Annotated in this window: 14 protein-coding genes and 1 riboswitch; of the genes, 3 read left to right on the top strand and 11 right to left on the bottom strand. The window is 41.9% G+C overall.

From position 1 onward, the window contains the following. The first annotated feature begins 239 nt into the window (after nt 1-239). The gene (locus COR50_RS03095; RefSeq protein WP_098192624.1) at nt 240-467 is read left to right on the top strand and encodes a hypothetical protein; all 228 of its coding nucleotides are present in this window, start codon (nt 240-242) and stop codon (nt 465-467) included. 57 nt (nt 468-524) lie between these two features. Here the strand turns inward: COR50_RS03095 and COR50_RS03090 are convergent, their stop codons facing one another. From COR50_RS03090 to COR50_RS03045, 10 genes are all read right to left on the bottom strand, one after another. After that, complete coding sequence (locus COR50_RS03090) at nt 525-1,091, bottom strand: DinB family protein (RefSeq protein ID WP_157760601.1); 567 nt, start codon at nt 1,089-1,091, stop codon at nt 525-527. A 525-nt stretch (nt 1,092-1,616) separates the two neighbouring features. Continuing rightward, entirely contained in the window at nt 1,617-3,857 is a 2,241-nt protein-coding gene (locus COR50_RS03085) for a DUF3857 domain-containing protein (RefSeq protein ID WP_098192622.1), read from the bottom strand. An 11-nt stretch (nt 3,858-3,868) separates the two neighbouring features. Next, nucleotides 3,869-5,749 (bottom strand): transglutaminase-like domain-containing protein, encoded by a 1,881-nt coding sequence (locus tag COR50_RS03080; protein WP_098192621.1) that lies wholly within the window; start codon nt 5,747-5,749, stop codon nt 3,869-3,871. A 113-nt stretch (nt 5,750-5,862) separates the two neighbouring features. Continuing rightward, nucleotides 5,863-6,420 (bottom strand): alpha-ribazole phosphatase, encoded by a 558-nt coding sequence (cobC, locus tag COR50_RS03075; protein ID WP_098192620.1) that lies wholly within the window; start codon nt 6,418-6,420, stop codon nt 5,863-5,865. Then, nucleotides 6,402-7,181, bottom strand: coding sequence for an adenosylcobinamide-GDP ribazoletransferase (locus tag COR50_RS03070; protein WP_098192619.1), 780 nt, complete (start codon nt 7,179-7,181; stop codon nt 6,402-6,404). Before COR50_RS03070 ends, cobC begins: the two co-directional genes overlap by 19 nt. Beyond that, nucleotides 7,178-8,218: a nicotinate-nucleotide--dimethylbenzimidazole phosphoribosyltransferase gene (gene cobT / locus COR50_RS03065; protein ID WP_098192618.1), complete on the bottom strand. Its 1,041-nt coding sequence runs from the start codon at nt 8,216-8,218 to the stop codon at nt 7,178-7,180. Before cobT ends, COR50_RS03070 begins: the two co-directional genes overlap by 4 nt. Nucleotides 8,219-8,243: 25 nt before the next feature. Then, nucleotides 8,244-8,753 (bottom strand): bifunctional adenosylcobinamide kinase/adenosylcobinamide-phosphate guanylyltransferase, encoded by a 510-nt coding sequence (gene cobU / locus COR50_RS03060; RefSeq protein ID WP_098192617.1) that lies wholly within the window; start codon nt 8,751-8,753, stop codon nt 8,244-8,246. After that, entirely contained in the window at nt 8,750-9,685 is a 936-nt protein-coding gene (locus COR50_RS03055; protein WP_198405766.1) for an ABC transporter substrate-binding protein, read from the bottom strand. Before COR50_RS03055 ends, cobU begins: the two co-directional genes overlap by 4 nt. Nucleotides 9,686-9,814: 129 nt before the next feature. Then, a complete protein-coding gene (locus tag COR50_RS03050) occupies nt 9,815-10,414 on the bottom strand; it encodes a DUF6580 family putative transport protein (RefSeq protein ID WP_098192616.1) in 600 nt (199 codons plus the stop codon). A 20-nt stretch (nt 10,415-10,434) separates the two neighbouring features. After that, a complete protein-coding gene (locus COR50_RS03045; RefSeq protein ID WP_098192615.1) occupies nt 10,435-12,366 on the bottom strand; it encodes a TonB-dependent receptor plug domain-containing protein in 1,932 nt (643 codons plus the stop codon). Between the two features lie 96 nt (nt 12,367-12,462). After that, a riboswitch (cobalamin riboswitch) is annotated at nt 12,463-12,681 on the bottom strand. A 63-nt stretch (nt 12,682-12,744) separates the two neighbouring features. Between COR50_RS03045 and COR50_RS03040 the strand changes: the two genes are divergently transcribed. Together COR50_RS03040 and COR50_RS03035 are read left to right on the top strand one after the other, a co-directional pair. After that, on the top strand, nt 12,745-14,085 hold the full coding sequence (locus tag COR50_RS03040) for an APC family permease (RefSeq protein WP_098192614.1): 1,341 nt from the start codon (nt 12,745-12,747) through the stop codon (nt 14,083-14,085). 69 nt (nt 14,086-14,154) lie between these two features. Further along, a complete protein-coding gene (locus COR50_RS03035) occupies nt 14,155-15,327 on the top strand; it encodes a trans-sulfuration enzyme family protein (protein ID WP_098192613.1) in 1,173 nt (390 codons plus the stop codon). A 132-nt stretch (nt 15,328-15,459) separates the two neighbouring features. Here COR50_RS03035 and COR50_RS03030 read toward each other — a convergent pair whose 3' ends face one another. Then, complete coding sequence (locus tag COR50_RS03030) at nt 15,460-16,110, bottom strand: tetratricopeptide repeat protein (RefSeq protein ID WP_098192612.1); 651 nt, start codon at nt 16,108-16,110, stop codon at nt 15,460-15,462. Nucleotides 16,111-16,350: the final 240 nt, after the last annotated feature.

Below are 16,350 nucleotides of genomic sequence, written 5' to 3'. Positions count from 1 at the left end.
TTTACTTGATAGTATTTTAAATAGTATACATGAAATGGCCCGCTCGCCCATACACAAAATATCGATCCGGTGCCCCGGCGATATGTAATGTGTTTATGTTTAGTTGCGGTTTCATTTTAAATTGTTTTATTGTTTTTTGACTTAGCAAATATACGAATATTAATTCTAATATTATAATATTTTGTTAAAATATTTCTGAATCTTCCCAGATGATTGCTGTGGGCAATCTTCCCGGATGATTGGAATTTGCTGTGGGCAGGGCAATCTTCCCGGATGATTGGAATTTGCTGTGGGCAGGGCAATCTTCCCGGATGATTGAAATTTGCTGTGGGCAGGGCATCTTCCCAGATGAATGGAATTTGCTGTGGGCAGGGCAATCTTCCCGGATGATCGGAATTTGCTGTGGGCAGGGCATCTTCCCGGATGATTGGAATTTGCTGTGGGCAGGGCTCGCGAGCCCTGCCTGACAAAGCCCTGCCTGACAAAACTGGCCTGGCAAAACCGGTCTGGCAAAACCCGGTATGCTAGATCAATATTGCTTGTTGTTCGAACTGTTGTTCCAATTTTTGAATCTGGCGGATATGCCTTTCAATATGCTTGGTTAGGAAATAGATATATTGATAGATATCTAATTTACCTAAATGATGCACGCTCATCCGGATTTGTACGAGTTGTCCTTCCCCATTTTTTAACATGGAAAGGTTATACATGCATTGTGCGAACTGTTGTTTCAATTGGCGGCGGATTTCTTCGAAGGATTTCCCTCCCGTAGGTTCGAGAAAATCTGGATTGATCCAGCCGAAGGATTTGCTACCGATCACATCAATTTCTTTAAATTTCAGATGATAGCCTTCCGGTGGGTGCAGCATAATACCATCTTGCTTACGATCCAATGCCCGCCTGGTCGCTTTATTGATGATCAATAATAAAAAATAATTTGTTAGGCTGACATGTTCTAACACCTCGCGAACGTTCCAGTGTTCGCGGGATGGTTTGAAATGCAACATCACCCGATCTTTTTCAAAATATCGGTCCAGTTCCTGGAAATTGGCTACTAAGGCTTCTTTAACAATTTGTACTACATGTCTCATTGTATATTGATTATTGGGGATCATATTATATGTTGATTTATATTTTACCATTTTAAAATTGCTCTTAAAAAACAAAACCCGTTCCGGGTTGTACCGGAACGGGTTGTAAAAATGTTAAACTTCTCGCTTACATAAATACATACCGCTTCCGGTTGGGATTGTACATACAATACTTTCCCATCTTGCACTTAGAGATCTTTATCGATTGCCCTAATTGCAGCATTGGCTTATCTTTCGTTGTATATAATCTATTCATCATCAAATGAAAAAGGTCCCGAAACTTTTCGTTTGCGGGACCTTTTCGTTATATCTTTTGATAACTTATACTCGTTAACTGAGATGATAACATGCCCGCAATACACCCTTCTCCTGCTGCTTTTGCAGTTTCTTGGATGTTATCTTATATGACATACAATTGCGTAACATGAACATTCTTATATATTGCTTTGCAGCAAAGGTAAAGCATATTTTGATTTCAAGCACAAATTTCTATATAAATTTATTGTTATTAACTGCAACCTGCTTTCAGCTTTTCCTTAAAAGTAATTTTTGGTTCTGGAAATCGTTGGCTGCATCCAAAACCGATAGGTATTCGCCCCAGGTACTACTCCTGTCAAATACATTTTTGTAGATTTTTTGAACTTTTAAGTACAGCTTCCCGTTCTCAATTTTGGCGCTCGTGGTAAATGCCGCCGCGCCCTTGTCAACACTTCCATTGAGTTTATCGACTCCTTCTAACTGGTACCCCCCGGGGATGCTGATCGCGATATCATATTCAAATGTTCTTGCATATGGCTGGAAGATATCCTGGTTCCTAGATCTATCTTCATTTTTGATTTCTAATTGTCCCCCGATGATCTTACCTACCTCCAGGATATAATTATTACCTGCTTTTTTTAATAGGCCATCTACTTTGAATTGGCTTACATAGTTTAATTCACTTTCCTTACCTTTCCGATCACGCATTCCGGTAGATTTGATCTTGAAGCCGGTTACATCTTTCGGTTTGATCCCGATTTCTCCTTCCACCTCATCTGCCATCCATTCCTCCCTTTCTTTCCTCGCTTTCGAAAATGCATTTTTGTATTCTGTATAAAGTTTGATCGTTCGTTTCCCTTCCACTAATCCTGTCATGAAGCTTATTTCCTTCAAGAGTATTCGCTCGTCATCATAGATGTCTTCAAAAAGGAGAAGATCGCGTTGGGCAGATTCTTTGCCTGCACCATCAATACTGCTTACCCGGTTAAATACTAAGGATTCCATTCCGGGGTCAATACTGATATCATATTTTTCTGTCTTGATATTATCCTTATAAGTACTGAGCGGTAGTATTAGATCATCTTCTGTCGACTTTTTATAGTAAGAAAAAGTACTTGCTTTTTGTCCTTGCAAGTAGGATGGGATGCCCGGTTCGGTAAACATATTCGGGGATGAAAAGAAAACCGGGGATGGGCCGGTGCTCATCAATAAGATGCTGTAATCGCTAGCTGTATAAGTTTGATCTGCTTGTGGACCATACTTTGAAACGGCCATTACGAACTTGGTCATCACGCCGGCCTCTTCCAATAACCTGGAAAGAAAGGCCACGAAGAATACATCATCTGTAAACTGGAACTTATTTCTTTGAAAGTCTACTACGATCTTATCATTAGGATTAACGGAATATAGGAAATAAAACCTCGCCAGGTAATATGCATAGGTCGCTAATTCATCATTGTCGGCATCTCGATGTTCTTTGCGGTAAGATTTTATCTTGCGCAACATGGCCTTAAAGCTGGGAAGCGCTTTTACCATGGCGCTGCGACCTTCATGGTGCAAAACAGCATCTTTAACAATCTTCTGGAAGTTTGCGCCAGGGACAACTTTCACTATTTCACCAGCCCGTATTTCCTTGTCAACATTTACGAATGTTTTTGATGGCAGTCCAATGGAAAGCCTGATGCACGGCACTTGTTGTAGAATGGACATCCACAAGGTCAGTGGTAATTTGGGTACATCAGTAATCAAAATATCCATCTCGTGGCTGTCGCCTTTATCTTTTACTTTGAAATCCGGCGCCCCGTTCATTAAACGGTATGAGAGACCGAAGCTTTTTTGGATGTCGAAGTGTATCCTGTAATTAAGAACCGGTGTAGCAGTTCCAAAAATGATGGATTCCTGTTCCGTATTATACTGCTTGGTAAATGGTGCATTGCCGGGTGTGCCGATGCCTATAGTTTCATTCATATCCCAAATAAAATAATCTATTACATCTCCCACTTCCAACCCCGGGATGGCTAACTTTTTCTTGCTTTTACGGTTGTCTTCGTCCAATAACACGGCTTCATCAACATTCACATCTTCAATTTTTCCATCCGGTTTTATAATGCGAACTCCCAAGATGGTATTCCGCATTTTCCTACCCCTTGATTGATCTATAAACTGGGTGTAGCTAAGCTTGGAATATTCATCTAGGGCTGCCTTGTCTTGTATTTTAACCGCCTCCCTCAAGATATGATTGTAGTACGGCACAGATTTAATCCCCCCGGAACGGCGGTCCGCTTTAGCAACGATAGATCTGTACAGGATTACCGAAGACTCTTTTTCATATTTCTCAGGAACATGGTAGTTTTTGTAGATAGCATCATTCCAGGACCAAATTTCTTTCCTCGTCTTTTCAGCCAGTTCCTTGTATTTCAGCTCTTCTTTAGATTGAGAAAAGGCCAGGTGATAGGTGTTAAGGGCGCAGATTAATAGTAAAACTCCTTTAAATAATTTATTACGCATATAATAGGTTGTTATTTTTTAACTAGGGTAACTTGGTTGTTATATTGATCGGTCAATTGCTTGAGATCTGCATTCCATTGTTTCATCGCTGATATAGGAAGATGCGTATCTTTTATTTTTATGCACTTGGTGTAAATTAATTGGTTGCCGGAAGATTTATATACCGATACAAAGCTATATTGATCCCGGTCAATGTTAACTGGCGCCGGGGTATTTTGCACTTGGTAGCCCGGCGGTAGTTCTAAACTGGTTTCGTGGATTAAAATTCTTTTGAAGTTGAAAATGAAATCTGTTTCGCGCTTCGTAGTATCTATGATCAAGTTCTTAAATTCTTTCCTGAAATCAATTTCCAAGTACATCTCTTTGTCAAATTGGGTGACGGCATCTTGGTGTTTTACATCGTAGTTGATCGTTAAATCTTGATTCCAATCTTTCAAGTCGGAAGTTTTCAATTGCTTGATTTCACATTTCTTATCGCTTTCAGAAAGGAATTCTGTTAACGATTTCTCCGTGTCTTGTTTTTCAGTGCTGTGAATGCCTGTTAATAAACTCTCCATAGCTTCGCCGGTATACTCCAGGTTCACGGTTCCCACGATATCGTTGCCCTTTATTGCCAGTTGTCTTTTTTCAATGACCTGGTTTTGCTCTAAAGTCCTCAGGGGTATATGTTCTAATATATAATGATCGCCGTCTTCAATCATTACTTGCCTACCTTGGATGCGTTCGGCATACTGGTCAAAGCCGATATATGATTCCGTGCCATCGAGGAAGTGAAATTTGCCATCAATTTTTACGGCGCATATCATGTGATTATCAACCGCAAGGGAAGGGATGGAATAATCATATGCTATATGATTGGTGCCTATCCAGCAGAGGCGGGCATCTAGCCCGGAGGCCGATAATAATTCTTTCGTGAGGTTGGCCATGCCTTTACAATCGCCATATTTCTTACTCAAGACATCATGCGCGTTGTCGGGTTTGAATCCCGCGATGCCGTCTTCGAACGCGATGTAACGGATGTTATCTTGTACCCAATTCAAAACTTTTTTTGCCTTTTCCGTAGGGCTATTGGCCCCGGCCGTAATTTTTTTGGCAGCTTCTGCCACGCTGGGATCGCCTGATTTCATCATCTTGACGAGGGATCTGTACCAGGCATATTGATCGTCAGTAGAATTGAAATAATTGACTTTGCCATCTTTTGTTTCAGCAAATTGGGAGCATATGAGCAGGTGAGGGTAAATATATGAAGGACCAGGCGCATATGCTTCCGATGTCCTGGCTTTTACATTCTTCGCTGTATAAGTAATAATCTTGCTATCGTTTTTGCTATCCCTTTGTACGCTTTTGGTGATCTTGCCCTTATCAAAATTCATTTCCTTGATATCAACATGCATCCAACTAGGGATTACCAGCACAATTTGTTTTACCTTGGTGAAATAGCCTTCGCTAAAATAGATGGACGTTAAATACCGCGGATCATAAATCACCTTTGATAATTCAACGCTGCTTTCACTTCCTTTTTCATTCAACGGAAGCTCGAACAGGCAAACTTTAGCATCTGAATAAAAGAAACCATCGACAGAATAGGCTTGGTGAACCGGTTTTACACCGAACTTTTTCCCGTTAACCCTAGCTTTTATCGAAGTAATTGCACTCTGTGCATCATAAAATTCGGCATAACCAATAGAAGTTCTGAAATCATTACATTGATAGGTAACCATGTCTTCCTGGTTCACTACAACAGGTGCATTTTTGTCGCCAAAGGTAAACTGGTACTTTTCTACCTTGTTTTTAATAACAACGTTTTCATCTTTCCCCGGGGCATTTACCCTTGAAATGTTGTTCGCATAGATAGTTAGTCCAAAGACGAGCGTCTTTAAGAATACATTCATAGTATTTGGGTATAAATAATTGACTGTTGTAGTAAAGATAGGAAAATCCGGCTTGGGGTTGTAGCGGATTATATTATATTATTTAATGTGTTGATATTGATTATGTTGTCTTTTTAACAATCGGTATGTTGCCAGTAGTTATTCCCATAACTTAATTTGCAAATATGGCCATAGTTGATTTTGAAGGAGAATGAATCTTCCAGCGGGATGCTATTTATATATGCCTGTATAGCCCGGATCACCCCGCCATGGGTTATTACGAGAATGTTTTCTTGTTTGCCGAGTTGCTCTATGGATTGCCAGAAATCAATGGTTCTTTCAAATAAATTTAAATAAGATTCCCCTTTTGGTGTGGCCTGGGAAACGAAATCGTTCATCCAGGCCTGCAAATCTTGTGAAGGAACTTGGTCCCATGCCATTAACTCCCAGTCACCGAAATTCAATTCCAGTAAACGGTTATCTATAACATATTGTCCGCCTGTTAAAATACTTGCTAACTTGCGACATCTAAGCAGTGGGCTTGAATACGCAAGCACAATCTTTCCCGGTATTTTCCTTTGTATCGCTACCGCTTCTTGATCGAATGTCGCTGCCAACGGGATATCACTTTGCCCGTAGCATATTCCTTTTTCAATTTGCGGGGCCGTATGCCTTATAAAATAAATTGCCATCCTTTGTAACAAAAAAATAGGTAAATAATGGTTTCAGCCGCTTGTTGTAAAGCCCCGAGGCAATCGCCGGTATAGCCACCGATCCATTTACGCATTAACCTTACAAAATACCACCTGGCCAAGAATAAAGGCACCATGACTAGTAATAATGCAGGGCAATTAAAATAATAAATCATGGCCGCTAATGGCAAGAATGCGAAAAAAGAAGCAAAGGTAAATTCCAAGTGAGTCATTCCTTTCGCGATGGGCTTCGCTTTGCTGTCCTCATTTTCCCGGACATACTGCATGCTGTACACCACGGTTAATGCTAACCACCTGCTCAGCGGATGTGCCACAAACACAGCCATTATGACTAATTGCCAAGGCATCGATGTTAACGAAAAAAGCTTTAATAAGAGCACCAGCGATAGTCCTACCATCCCAAAGGTGCCAACCCTGCTGTCTTTCATGATATCGAGTATCTTGGACTTCGTCCAGCCCCCGCCGAAACCGTCGCAGGTGTCGGCAAAACCATCTTCATGGAAAGCGCCGGTAGCAAATATGCCGGCCGCTATTCCCAATATAATGGAGACGGTTTGTGGCAATACCAACTGGGCCAAGTAGAAAGTTGCGCCTACGATTGTAGCAATTATATAACCGATCAACGGGAAATAGCGGGTCGCTTTATTCAACATTTCTGTTCCATGCCCGATATTCAGGGGCACGGGGATGCGCGTATAGTACATCAGGGCCGTAAGGAAATAATGGAACTCTTTTTTCATGCGGGTATGTTCGAAATTTTTGCGCTTTCAAAGCTGCTCATTTGGTTTAAGAATGCCACTGCCGATTGGATTAATGGAATCGCCAAAGCAGCGCCGGTACCTTCACCTAAACGCATATTTAACTGTAATAAAGGCTCTGCCCCGAGATAATCCAATAGTACCCGGTGACCTTTTTCATCGGATGTATGCGCGTATATGCAATAATGTAATACGCCAGGGAATAATTTACTGGCTACTAATAAAGCCGTGCTGACGATAAATCCATCTATTACCAAGATCATTTTTTGTTCTGCGGCAGCTAGCATGGCGCCTACCATCATAGCAATTTCAAAGCCGCCGAAGGTAGCTAATATATCAAGCGTACCGTTTATCTCGGCATGTTTAGATTGCACTTCTTTTAACACGGTAATCTTTTGTTGTAATATCTCGCCTGTATGGCTCGTCCCTGCTCCGGTACAAGTTTCAATATCTTCATGGCAAAGCGCCGACATCAACAGGGAAGCCGCGGAAGTATTGCCGATCCCCATTTCTCCGAACCCTATGGTATTGCTGCCTTTAAGCGCCATCTCCCTGGCCAGCTCCGCTCCTTTTTGAATGGCAGATACGCATTCATCTTTGCTCATGGCAGGCTCATGCCGGTAATTCTTGGTGCCATACGCAAGCTTAGCATGCGTGATAGGTAAGCCCGGATCAAAATGATGCGCTACCCCGGCATCGATAACTTTCAGATCGATTTGATGCAAATGTGTAAATACATTGATTGCCGCACCACCCTCAATAAAATTATACACCATTTGAGCAGTTACCGACTGGGGATAAGGATTAACAACCCCTTCAGCCGCTATGCCGTGATCGGCAGCAAAGACCAAGATACAGGGTTTCCTTACCTGTGGATTTAAGCTTTGTTGAATGCACCCTACTTGCAAGGCAATATTTTCTAATTTGCCGAGAGCCCCGATAGGTTTTGTTTTCTGATTTATTTTATCCTGTAAGGCTGCTTGTATCTCTACTCCAGGTGTTGATATATTAAATAACATATTTTGTGTTTATGTTCTGCTAAAGTCATTGCCCCTTGATCTTCATAGGGATACCTGAAACCATCAATGTAACGGAAGTGGCTTTCGAAGCTACATATTGATTAGCAAACCCTTGCAGGTCCGTGAACTTTCGCCCCACTTCTGTTTCCGCGTGAACGCCCATGCCGATTTCGTTGCTTACGATGAATATATTTCCTTGATAATTTAATAATTGATCTATTTCTTTTTTAAATTCCTTCAAACAACATTCAATATCCTGTTCGTGATGTAAAAAGAAATTTGTCAACCATAAGGTAACGCAATCGATCACAACTGTTTTCCCATTTAAAGGTAACTTACTTAGATATAGTGTTTCCTCGTAGTTAGTCCATTCTTCGGTACGATCTGCTTGGTGTCTTTTGACCCTTTGTTCAAATTCTTTATCCCAAATTTTTGCTGTGGCAACGTATACGGGGTTTGTATCCAGTTCCAGGGCACAATTTTGCGCGTAACTACTTTTACCTGACCTGGCGCCACCGGTAATAAAATGTATCATATAAAAACTTCTATTTCTTGGGGAAGATGTTTAAATTTTGTTAACAGGCGATTGGGTATTTCGCATATCTCCGGGTGGAAGATATGTGATAATACGCTAATACCATCCACCAATGTGCTGGCGCTGGGTTGTGTAAACAAATCGTAATCTGCCAGGTAAACCTTATTATCCTGCACGGCTTTCAATTGCTTCCAACCATCGAGCCCGGTTAGCAGGTGAATTTCTTCCATACTCCTATCAATCATGAACCCGCAAGGAGCTATTACTAGTATCTCGGGGTTATACTTCTTTATTTTTTCCCAGGAAGTGACAATGGAATCCCCGCCGGGGTTAGACAGCATATCCACCCCGCCAGCGTAGGCAATTTGCATCGGGATCCAATGCCCGCAATTATAAACCGGGTGCATCCATTCCATCAGCATTACCCTTTTGAGCTTTGCCCGGTGCTGCCGTAATGTATCGATAATGCCATCAATTCTTGATTGCAACTTTGCAAGGTAATGAAAAGCAGCAGACTCTTCCCCAAGGGCTTGGGCGATATCAACCGCGCATTGAAAAACGTCATCGAGGTTGTCCGGTGAAAGCGTAACGATTTCTGGTTTTTGGGGTAAAGCATCTATGGCCTGTTGGGTACAGCGTGTATCGATTTGGCAAACCTCGCAGACATCTTGCGTGAAGATGATACTAGGTGCAATTTTGGCAAGAAGCGGCTCGTCTACGAAGTATAAACTTTTTCCCTGTGCTTTGGAGGCAGAAAAGATACGGTCTATCTCCGTACTTGAATATTGGAACCCTTCAAGCACGCATCTAACAATAGCAGGTTGCCCTTTTGCAACGGGTGGACATTCAAATGTAACCCCTTGCAGGTGATGGGATAATCCCATATCGTAGATCATTTGGGTAGCTGCCGGTAAAAATGAAGAGCAAATCATTTTCAAAGGATTTGTTGATATGAAAATCCCGCTATGGCAATATATGTTTGGCATAGCGGGATCAGGATTTATTAGCAATATTGGCGGGAACATAAAATACCCGGAAATATGGATGGAGACACGCTGCGCCTATGCATTCGCGTATGCCAGTGTTGGATATTTACGTTTGATGAGTTCGTAAGTTCCAAACATGATGGCCCCGTACATAATATTTCCAAGTAACATTCTTTGCAAATATGGAATCGCCAGGTCCAAGCATTGCAAATAACCGTTGAAATCCCTCGTAAATGGTTGACCGGTAAGGATGTTGGTGCCGCCTGACATCCATACACCGAAGTCAGATACGATCCAGTGAAATAATGCGGCGCCAACCGCACCCAGGATAAATTTCATGACGGTAATTTTATGTATCCATTGGCCGATAAGCACCATGCCGGCAAATGCAATATAGTTGTAATACCAGCCCCGGTATAACAATCCACTTAAATCAGATTTATAAACAAACTGCATCATTACAACATCGCTTAGCCATAAAGCCAATAAAGGAAACAGGTAAGCCTTCCATTTGTCCGAAAAATAAGCGCCGCCAAACAGGGCCATTGCACCGATCGGTGTGAAATTAGAAAAGGGGGTAAGCTCACCGCTATTAAGCACTCTCAGGGTTCCTACAATCAGGATGAAGAGTACTAATAAACCTGTTCTCGGGTTAATTTTCTTGTTTTCCATCATGTGATTATTATATGTGTATATTAAAAATTAAATTGTAATCCGCCGTTGACATTGAATTTCCTGTTATTATATCCCCAGATATCAAAATATTCTTGATCGGTGATATTGCGGGCGTCAACGAAAAGGTTGAGATGTTTATTGATTTGATAAGATGCGTATACATCTACCGTATAATAACTTTTCAATGGAACGGAAGGTGCATTATACTGCTTCTCCCAGCGCTTGCTATACCATTTACCTACCAGGGAAAGGAAAAGTTGATCATTGACCTGGTAACCTAAACCTGCATTTAATGCATGTTCCGGCCTGCGGAACAAATTGTTGTAGGTGCTGTCTTTATCAATAGTTTTACCTTTTACGTACGTGTAATTCAAGTTGAAACGCAGGTCATCCGTTATATTCCAGTTGCCTTCAATCTCGGCTCCGTATATTTCCTGTTTGTCTGCATTTACATAATAACTTGGCTCCGGATAAATCCCGGAATAGAAATCGATCCAGTTTTTAACTTCCCGGAAAAAGCCTGTAACCCTGAAATTGATCTTTTTTGAATAAAAGCCTTGGTAACCTGCTTCATAGTTTAACGAAGATTCAGGGTTTAGGTTACGGTTTCCAAACTCGGAAAATAATTGATATAAAGTGGGTGTTTTATAAGCGCTGGATATATTGGCAAAAATCTTATGCTTATCGTTGATAACATATGCAGGGTTGAACGAAATCGTTTGATTGTTTCCATAAACGGAATGGTAATTGAACCTGCCGCCGATTTCCATTGTAAAACCACCGAGATTATGCAAGAACAATGAAGCGTAATGGCTGAATTGATTCATATGCGCACTGTCAGGACCCAAGCCTGTAATGGGAAATGCCGACTTGTATTGCTCGTCCGTATTAGACGTACGGTAATCAGCGCCCACGATCAGCTGTACTTCCTTGGTCAGATCGAAGTTGACATAAGTTTCCAATTGATGTGTATTGGAGATATAATCTGCATAATAATAGTAGTCAAATTCCGTAACGGAATCTTTCATTTGGTGGCGATCATTCTTTTGATAATTGTATGTAAAGAACCAGCTACCTTTCTTGAAATTATAACGGTTGTTAATGCCTGCGAGCAAGGTATTATTATGTAGTTTATTCCGGGTTTGATCGAGGAATGCGCCGCCATCTAAGCCGGTTGTATATTTCGAATAATTGACGAATCCTTTTATTTCCCAGTTATCTCCAGGTTTAAAACCTATGCTTGCATAGCCCTGGTTGCGGGTAAAGCCATCCTTATCAAAATTTTGTTTGCCGGTGGAATCATAAGCGCTGGAAAATCCCTTGCTGGAGAGATAATTGTACCCGGCCTGGTAAGACCATTTCCCGGCTTGACCGCCGAGGTTCGCATTGGCGTTGTAAGTATCGTAACTACCGTAAGCCAACTGGCCGGATATGCCTAAAGGTTTATCGGCATTTTTCTTGGTGATAATATTAATTACCCCGGCAGTGGCATCAGAGCCGTATAAAGTTGATTGGCTGCCCTTTAGTATCTCGATTCTTTCGATCTGTGAGACAGGTAAAAAATTTATATCAAACGTATTATTAATGGTAGAGGCATCGTAAAGTGGAATACCATCGATCAGGATCAAAGTATTGCCACTGGAAGCGCCCCTGGTATAAACTTCCTGGTTGGAGCCCAGGTTGTTTTCGGCGCCGTTAACAACGATCCCAGCTTGGTTATTAAGGATGGAGCTTAAAGTTTTGCCACTGTTCCTTTTTAAATCTTCTGCTGTAATTACGGTTACAACCTTACCGGTTTCCGACAGTTGCTTGGGGAACTTGGCGGCGGTTACCACGACGGTATTAAGCTGGTTGGTTGCGGTTGAATCTTTCGGTTGGCCATGTTGCGCCAATGCTGTAGACAATCCGGCTCCCCAGAATAAGAGGGGGAGGATAATTTGCTTCTTTTGCATAATTTTTTAGCGATCCTTGAAAAATGCCACGGAACAGGAATATGAAAGATATAATGCCGGGAAGGCTTTACATCCTCGCTTTTTTCCCGAAAGCGTGGTGTGTAGTTGAAATTGGCAGGTCTTCTGGCTTACCTGATCCGGTGGCGCCTTCCCATTTTCAAAGAAAACAGTGGCTTTGAATACCAAGGATGTATTCCCCAAATGAATGGGGCAGGATTACAGCTACGGGAATAGCCCCGGTTTTGCACCGGTGTTCCCTTTTAATGTGGATGACAACTAGGGTGTTGTTCCACAACCAATAACAGGGCAAACCTACGCTATTTTGATGGATTTTAAATTTTCGATAAAAATTAATCTTTGAATATTATCTTACAATCTATGAGCATCAAGCCCAAATTAGGATTATTCGATCTCACCATGATCGTGGTGAGCCTTGTGATAGGCATGGGAATATTCCGAACACCTATTAATGTTTCCAGGGAAGTAAATGAGCCTTGGCAATTTTTACTGATTTGGGTGATCGGTGGTTTCGTAACTCTTTGCGGGGCTTTGACTTATGCAGAGATCGGCTCCCGTTATCCCAAAGCCGGTGGGTTTTACAAGGTTATGTCTTACTGTTACCACCCGGCTTACGCTTTTATGATCAACTGGACGGTATTGATCTCTAATGCAGCTTCGGTGGCCGCGGTTTGCATGATCGGGGCAGAATACATTGGCCCGGTACTATTGCCGGCATCGCTGCAAAATAATGCCGGTCTAAAATTAATTGCTTTTGGAACAGTAGCTCTACTGTACACGGTAAATATGATCGGCATACGCATGAGTGCGAGTTGGCAAAATATCCTAACCGTTATAAAGATATTAATGGTGTTGGTATTGTGTATGACGATCTTCGTCGGGGATGTCCAGGCGCCGAAAGCTGTTGAATCTATAACAGGACACAACGGTCATAACTGGTTATACATGTTTGGCGCCGCCTTGGTGCCGGTATTCTTTACCTACGGGGGGTACCAGCAAACTATTAACTTCGGAAGCGACATCAAGGAGCCGGCCAGGAATATGCCCAAGGGCATTTTTATTGGCATGGCAATCATCATTACGGCATATTTCACGATCAACTATGCATATATTAAAGTGATTGGCTTCGAGCAACTGAAAACGACCGATGCTTTAGCTTCGAGGATGATGCAGGCATTTTTCGGAGAAAGCGGCTTCAAGATTACTTCGGTATTATTGTTTATCTCGGTGATGGGCTACGCTAATGTGAACTTGATTAGCAACCCACGCATGTATTATGCAATGGCCGAAGATGGGGTTTTGCCAGCTATTTTCATGCGTGTGAACCCGGCAACACAGGTGCAGCAAGTAGCCTTAACGGTGTTTACCGCGTTGATTATCATCGTGATATTTTTCCTGGGCACCTTCGATAAAATGTTGAAATACGTGATGCTCTTCGACACGATCGGGTTAGCATCCGCCGCGGCATCAATATTCGTATTGCGAAGGAAAACCAAGTCTATGGACGGGCTTGGGATTTATAAAATGAAATCATACCCGTATACAACACTTATATTTGTATTGGTGTATTTAATGGTAACTGTAAATATTTTCATCCAAGATTGGAAAGGAGCCTTAATAGGTTTGAGCATTTTCTTTGTAGGGCTTCCATTATATTTTGGGGCTAAAAAGGTAGTCAGGGAGGAAATTACCAACAATTAATTTGAAACGGTAATTAAGGTTGCTTGTCTAATTATTCGTGACATATTGCTGAGGCAATAAAATGAGCTTATGGATTTATCATACATTATTAATGAATTGGGTGAAGATCGGGAGATGTACTTTAATGCTGTAGCCCCCCCGATCGTGCAAAGTAGCAACTTTGCATTTAAAACAGTTGAAGAGATGCGCCAGCTTATGCTGGATGAGTATAGCGGATTTTTATATTCACGGGGTATGAACCCGACCCTGGAAATCTTGAGAAAGAAATTGGCTGCCCTGGATGGCGCCGAGGATGCTTTAGTATTTAGTAGCGGCGCAGGGGCGATCTTCGCAGCGATTTTGTCACAAGTGAAACATGGAGATCATATCGTTTCGGTAAGAGATCCATATAGTTGGGCAAAGCATATGTTTGAAATCATCCTGCCCCGTTTCGGTGTACAAACAACGTTTATCGATGGTACGGATATCGAGAATTTCGAACGGGCAAGGCAATCCAATACCACCTTGGTTTACTTGGAAACGCCCAATTCTTTTACGTACGAATTGCAGGATCTAACAGCGGTAGCTAATTGGGCAAAAGAACATCATATCGTATCTATCGTAGATAACAGTCATTGTTCACCTTTATTCCAATCCCCGGTCAGTATGGGTATAGACCTGGCTTTACAATCAGCCACAAAATATATAGGGGGGCATAGTGATGTGGTAGCGGGTGTTTTAACAGGAAGTAAGCAAAAGATGGAAAAGATATTCAAGTCAGAATACCTGAATGTTGGCAGTGCGATAGCTCCCATGAATGCTTGGTTGTTGATCCGCGGGCTTAGGACCTTGGAATTAAGGTTAAAGAAATGCGATACATCTGCCCAGCTCATCTTTCCCAGGTTAAAAGAACATGCGGCCATCGAGCGGATATATTTTCCTTTCGATCCCGATTTTCCGCAGTATGATTTGGCAAAAAAACAAATGAAAGGTGCAGGCGGCCTGGTTACGATTCAGCTCAAAACAAGGGATCTTGCAAAGATCGAGTTGTTCTGTAACTCCTTGAAACATTTCTTAATGGCGGTTTCTTGGGGCGGGCATGAATCCTTGGTATTCCCTTCTTGTGCAAACGTTTTACCTAGCGAGTTTGATGGGGAAAACCCGAAACATAGAATGGTACGGATTTATTTCGGTTTAGAAGATACCGAGTATTTATGGGATGATCTAAAACAGGCCCTGGATAAATTACTCACCAGGGAATAAGTTGTTTAATTCATCCGCTACTAAACTGCATCTTGGCGATATATTTAAGAAACAGCATTGAGAATAAAAAAGGATGTTAGCTCTAATACTAACATCCTTTTAATATTTTAAAAAATGAGGTCAAGTTTTGGATCAACCGGGCATCCTGGAAAGGGACTTATCCATTTTCTTGATTTCAGCAACGATTTGCGGGGTTGTAGGCCTGCAATCCTTGGCCCGGCGTAAATAGTCCTTTGCACTCTTGAAGTCGCGGCGGCTGGCAGCAATATTACACAGTGCAAATAATGCTGCTGCTTTATTTTCCTTATCAGGCATCCCGATTTTTAGCGCGCGTTTCAAGTTTTGATCGGCGCCTTTCAAATCACCTTTTTGAGAAGCAATCATTCCCAGTTGGAAATATTGCATCCCCTCCATCTCTTTCATCGGGCTGCCGGATTTTATACTTTGGCGGATATTAGCCTCGGCCTTGTCAAAATCTTGGCTTTGCATCGCCAGGTTACTTTGCATGAAATAGTAAACCGAACGGATGGGTTTATAAAGCAAGTTAGGGAACTTGATTTTATTCATAATGGCCATGGCCGCATCAACATCACCTGACTCAACGGCTTCCTGCACCAAGCGCATCGGGCCAAACATATAATGCGTCACGATACAAACTGCTGCCAAAAATAACACGATAGAAGCTTCCCACCACCCGAGTGAAAATCCCATCGCGATCCCGGCTACCAATAAAAATATACCGATTTGTAAACGGTATTTTATAAAAAGATTAAATGCTTTCATGTGTAATTCTAATATCAATAAAGGATGGCAAAGATACACAAAAGCTCTAATTATGGACGATTTATCTGCCGGAACTTCATTATTAAATTGGCCGGCATTGGATAGAACATATCGACTGGATAGGCTTGCAGGATTCCATGGCAAACTTACATAAGGATGTTGTTTTCGTTTTCAAGGGATATTCCCGGTTTGATGCCAATGCAAAAATTGCTGTAACGCCCACCGGAACCCGGCGGTAGA

Source organism: Chitinophaga caeni (assembly GCF_002557795.1).
GTDB classification, from domain to species: Bacteria; Bacteroidota; Bacteroidia; order Chitinophagales; family Chitinophagaceae; genus Chitinophaga; species Chitinophaga caeni.
Note: the sequence above shows the minus strand (reverse complement) of the source record. Positions and strands in the feature narration are given on the sequence as shown.

Bases quoted from the DNA above. Each gene is read 5' to 3' on its own strand.
- COR50_RS03090 (WP_157760601.1), bottom strand. From the start codon at position 1,091: ATGAGACATGTAGTACAAATTGTTAAAGAAGCCTTAGTAGCCAATTTC.
- COR50_RS03085 (WP_098192622.1), bottom strand. From the start codon at position 3,857: ATGCGTAATAAATTATTTAAAGGAGTTTTACTATTAATCTGCGCCCTT.
- COR50_RS03080 (WP_098192621.1), bottom strand. From the start codon at position 5,749: ATGAATGTATTCTTAAAGACGCTCGTCTTTGGACTAACTATCTATGCG.
- cobC (WP_098192620.1), bottom strand. From the start codon at position 6,420: ATGGCAATTTATTTTATAAGGCATACGGCCCCGCAAATTGAAAAAGGA.
- COR50_RS03070 (WP_098192619.1), bottom strand. From the start codon at position 7,181: ATGAAAAAAGAGTTCCATTATTTCCTTACGGCCCTGATGTACTATACG.
- cobT (WP_098192618.1), bottom strand. From the start codon at position 8,218: ATGTTATTTAATATATCAACACCTGGAGTAGAGATACAAGCAGCCTTA.
- cobU (WP_098192617.1), bottom strand. From the start codon at position 8,753: ATGATACATTTTATTACCGGTGGCGCCAGGTCAGGTAAAAGTAGTTAC.
- COR50_RS03055 (WP_198405766.1), bottom strand. From the start codon at position 9,685: ATGATTTGCTCTTCATTTTTACCGGCAGCTACCCAAATGATCTACGAT.
- COR50_RS03050 (WP_098192616.1), bottom strand. From the start codon at position 10,414: ATGATGGAAAACAAGAAAATTAACCCGAGAACAGGTTTATTAGTACTC.
- COR50_RS03045 (WP_098192615.1), bottom strand. From the start codon at position 12,366: ATGCAAAAGAAGCAAATTATCCTCCCCCTCTTATTCTGGGGAGCCGGA.
- COR50_RS03040 (WP_098192614.1), top strand. From the start codon at position 12,745: ATGAGCATCAAGCCCAAATTAGGATTATTCGATCTCACCATGATCGTG.
- COR50_RS03035 (WP_098192613.1), top strand. From the start codon at position 14,155: ATGGATTTATCATACATTATTAATGAATTGGGTGAAGATCGGGAGATG.
- COR50_RS03030 (WP_098192612.1), bottom strand. From the start codon at position 16,110: ATGAAAGCATTTAATCTTTTTATAAAATACCGTTTACAAATCGGTATA.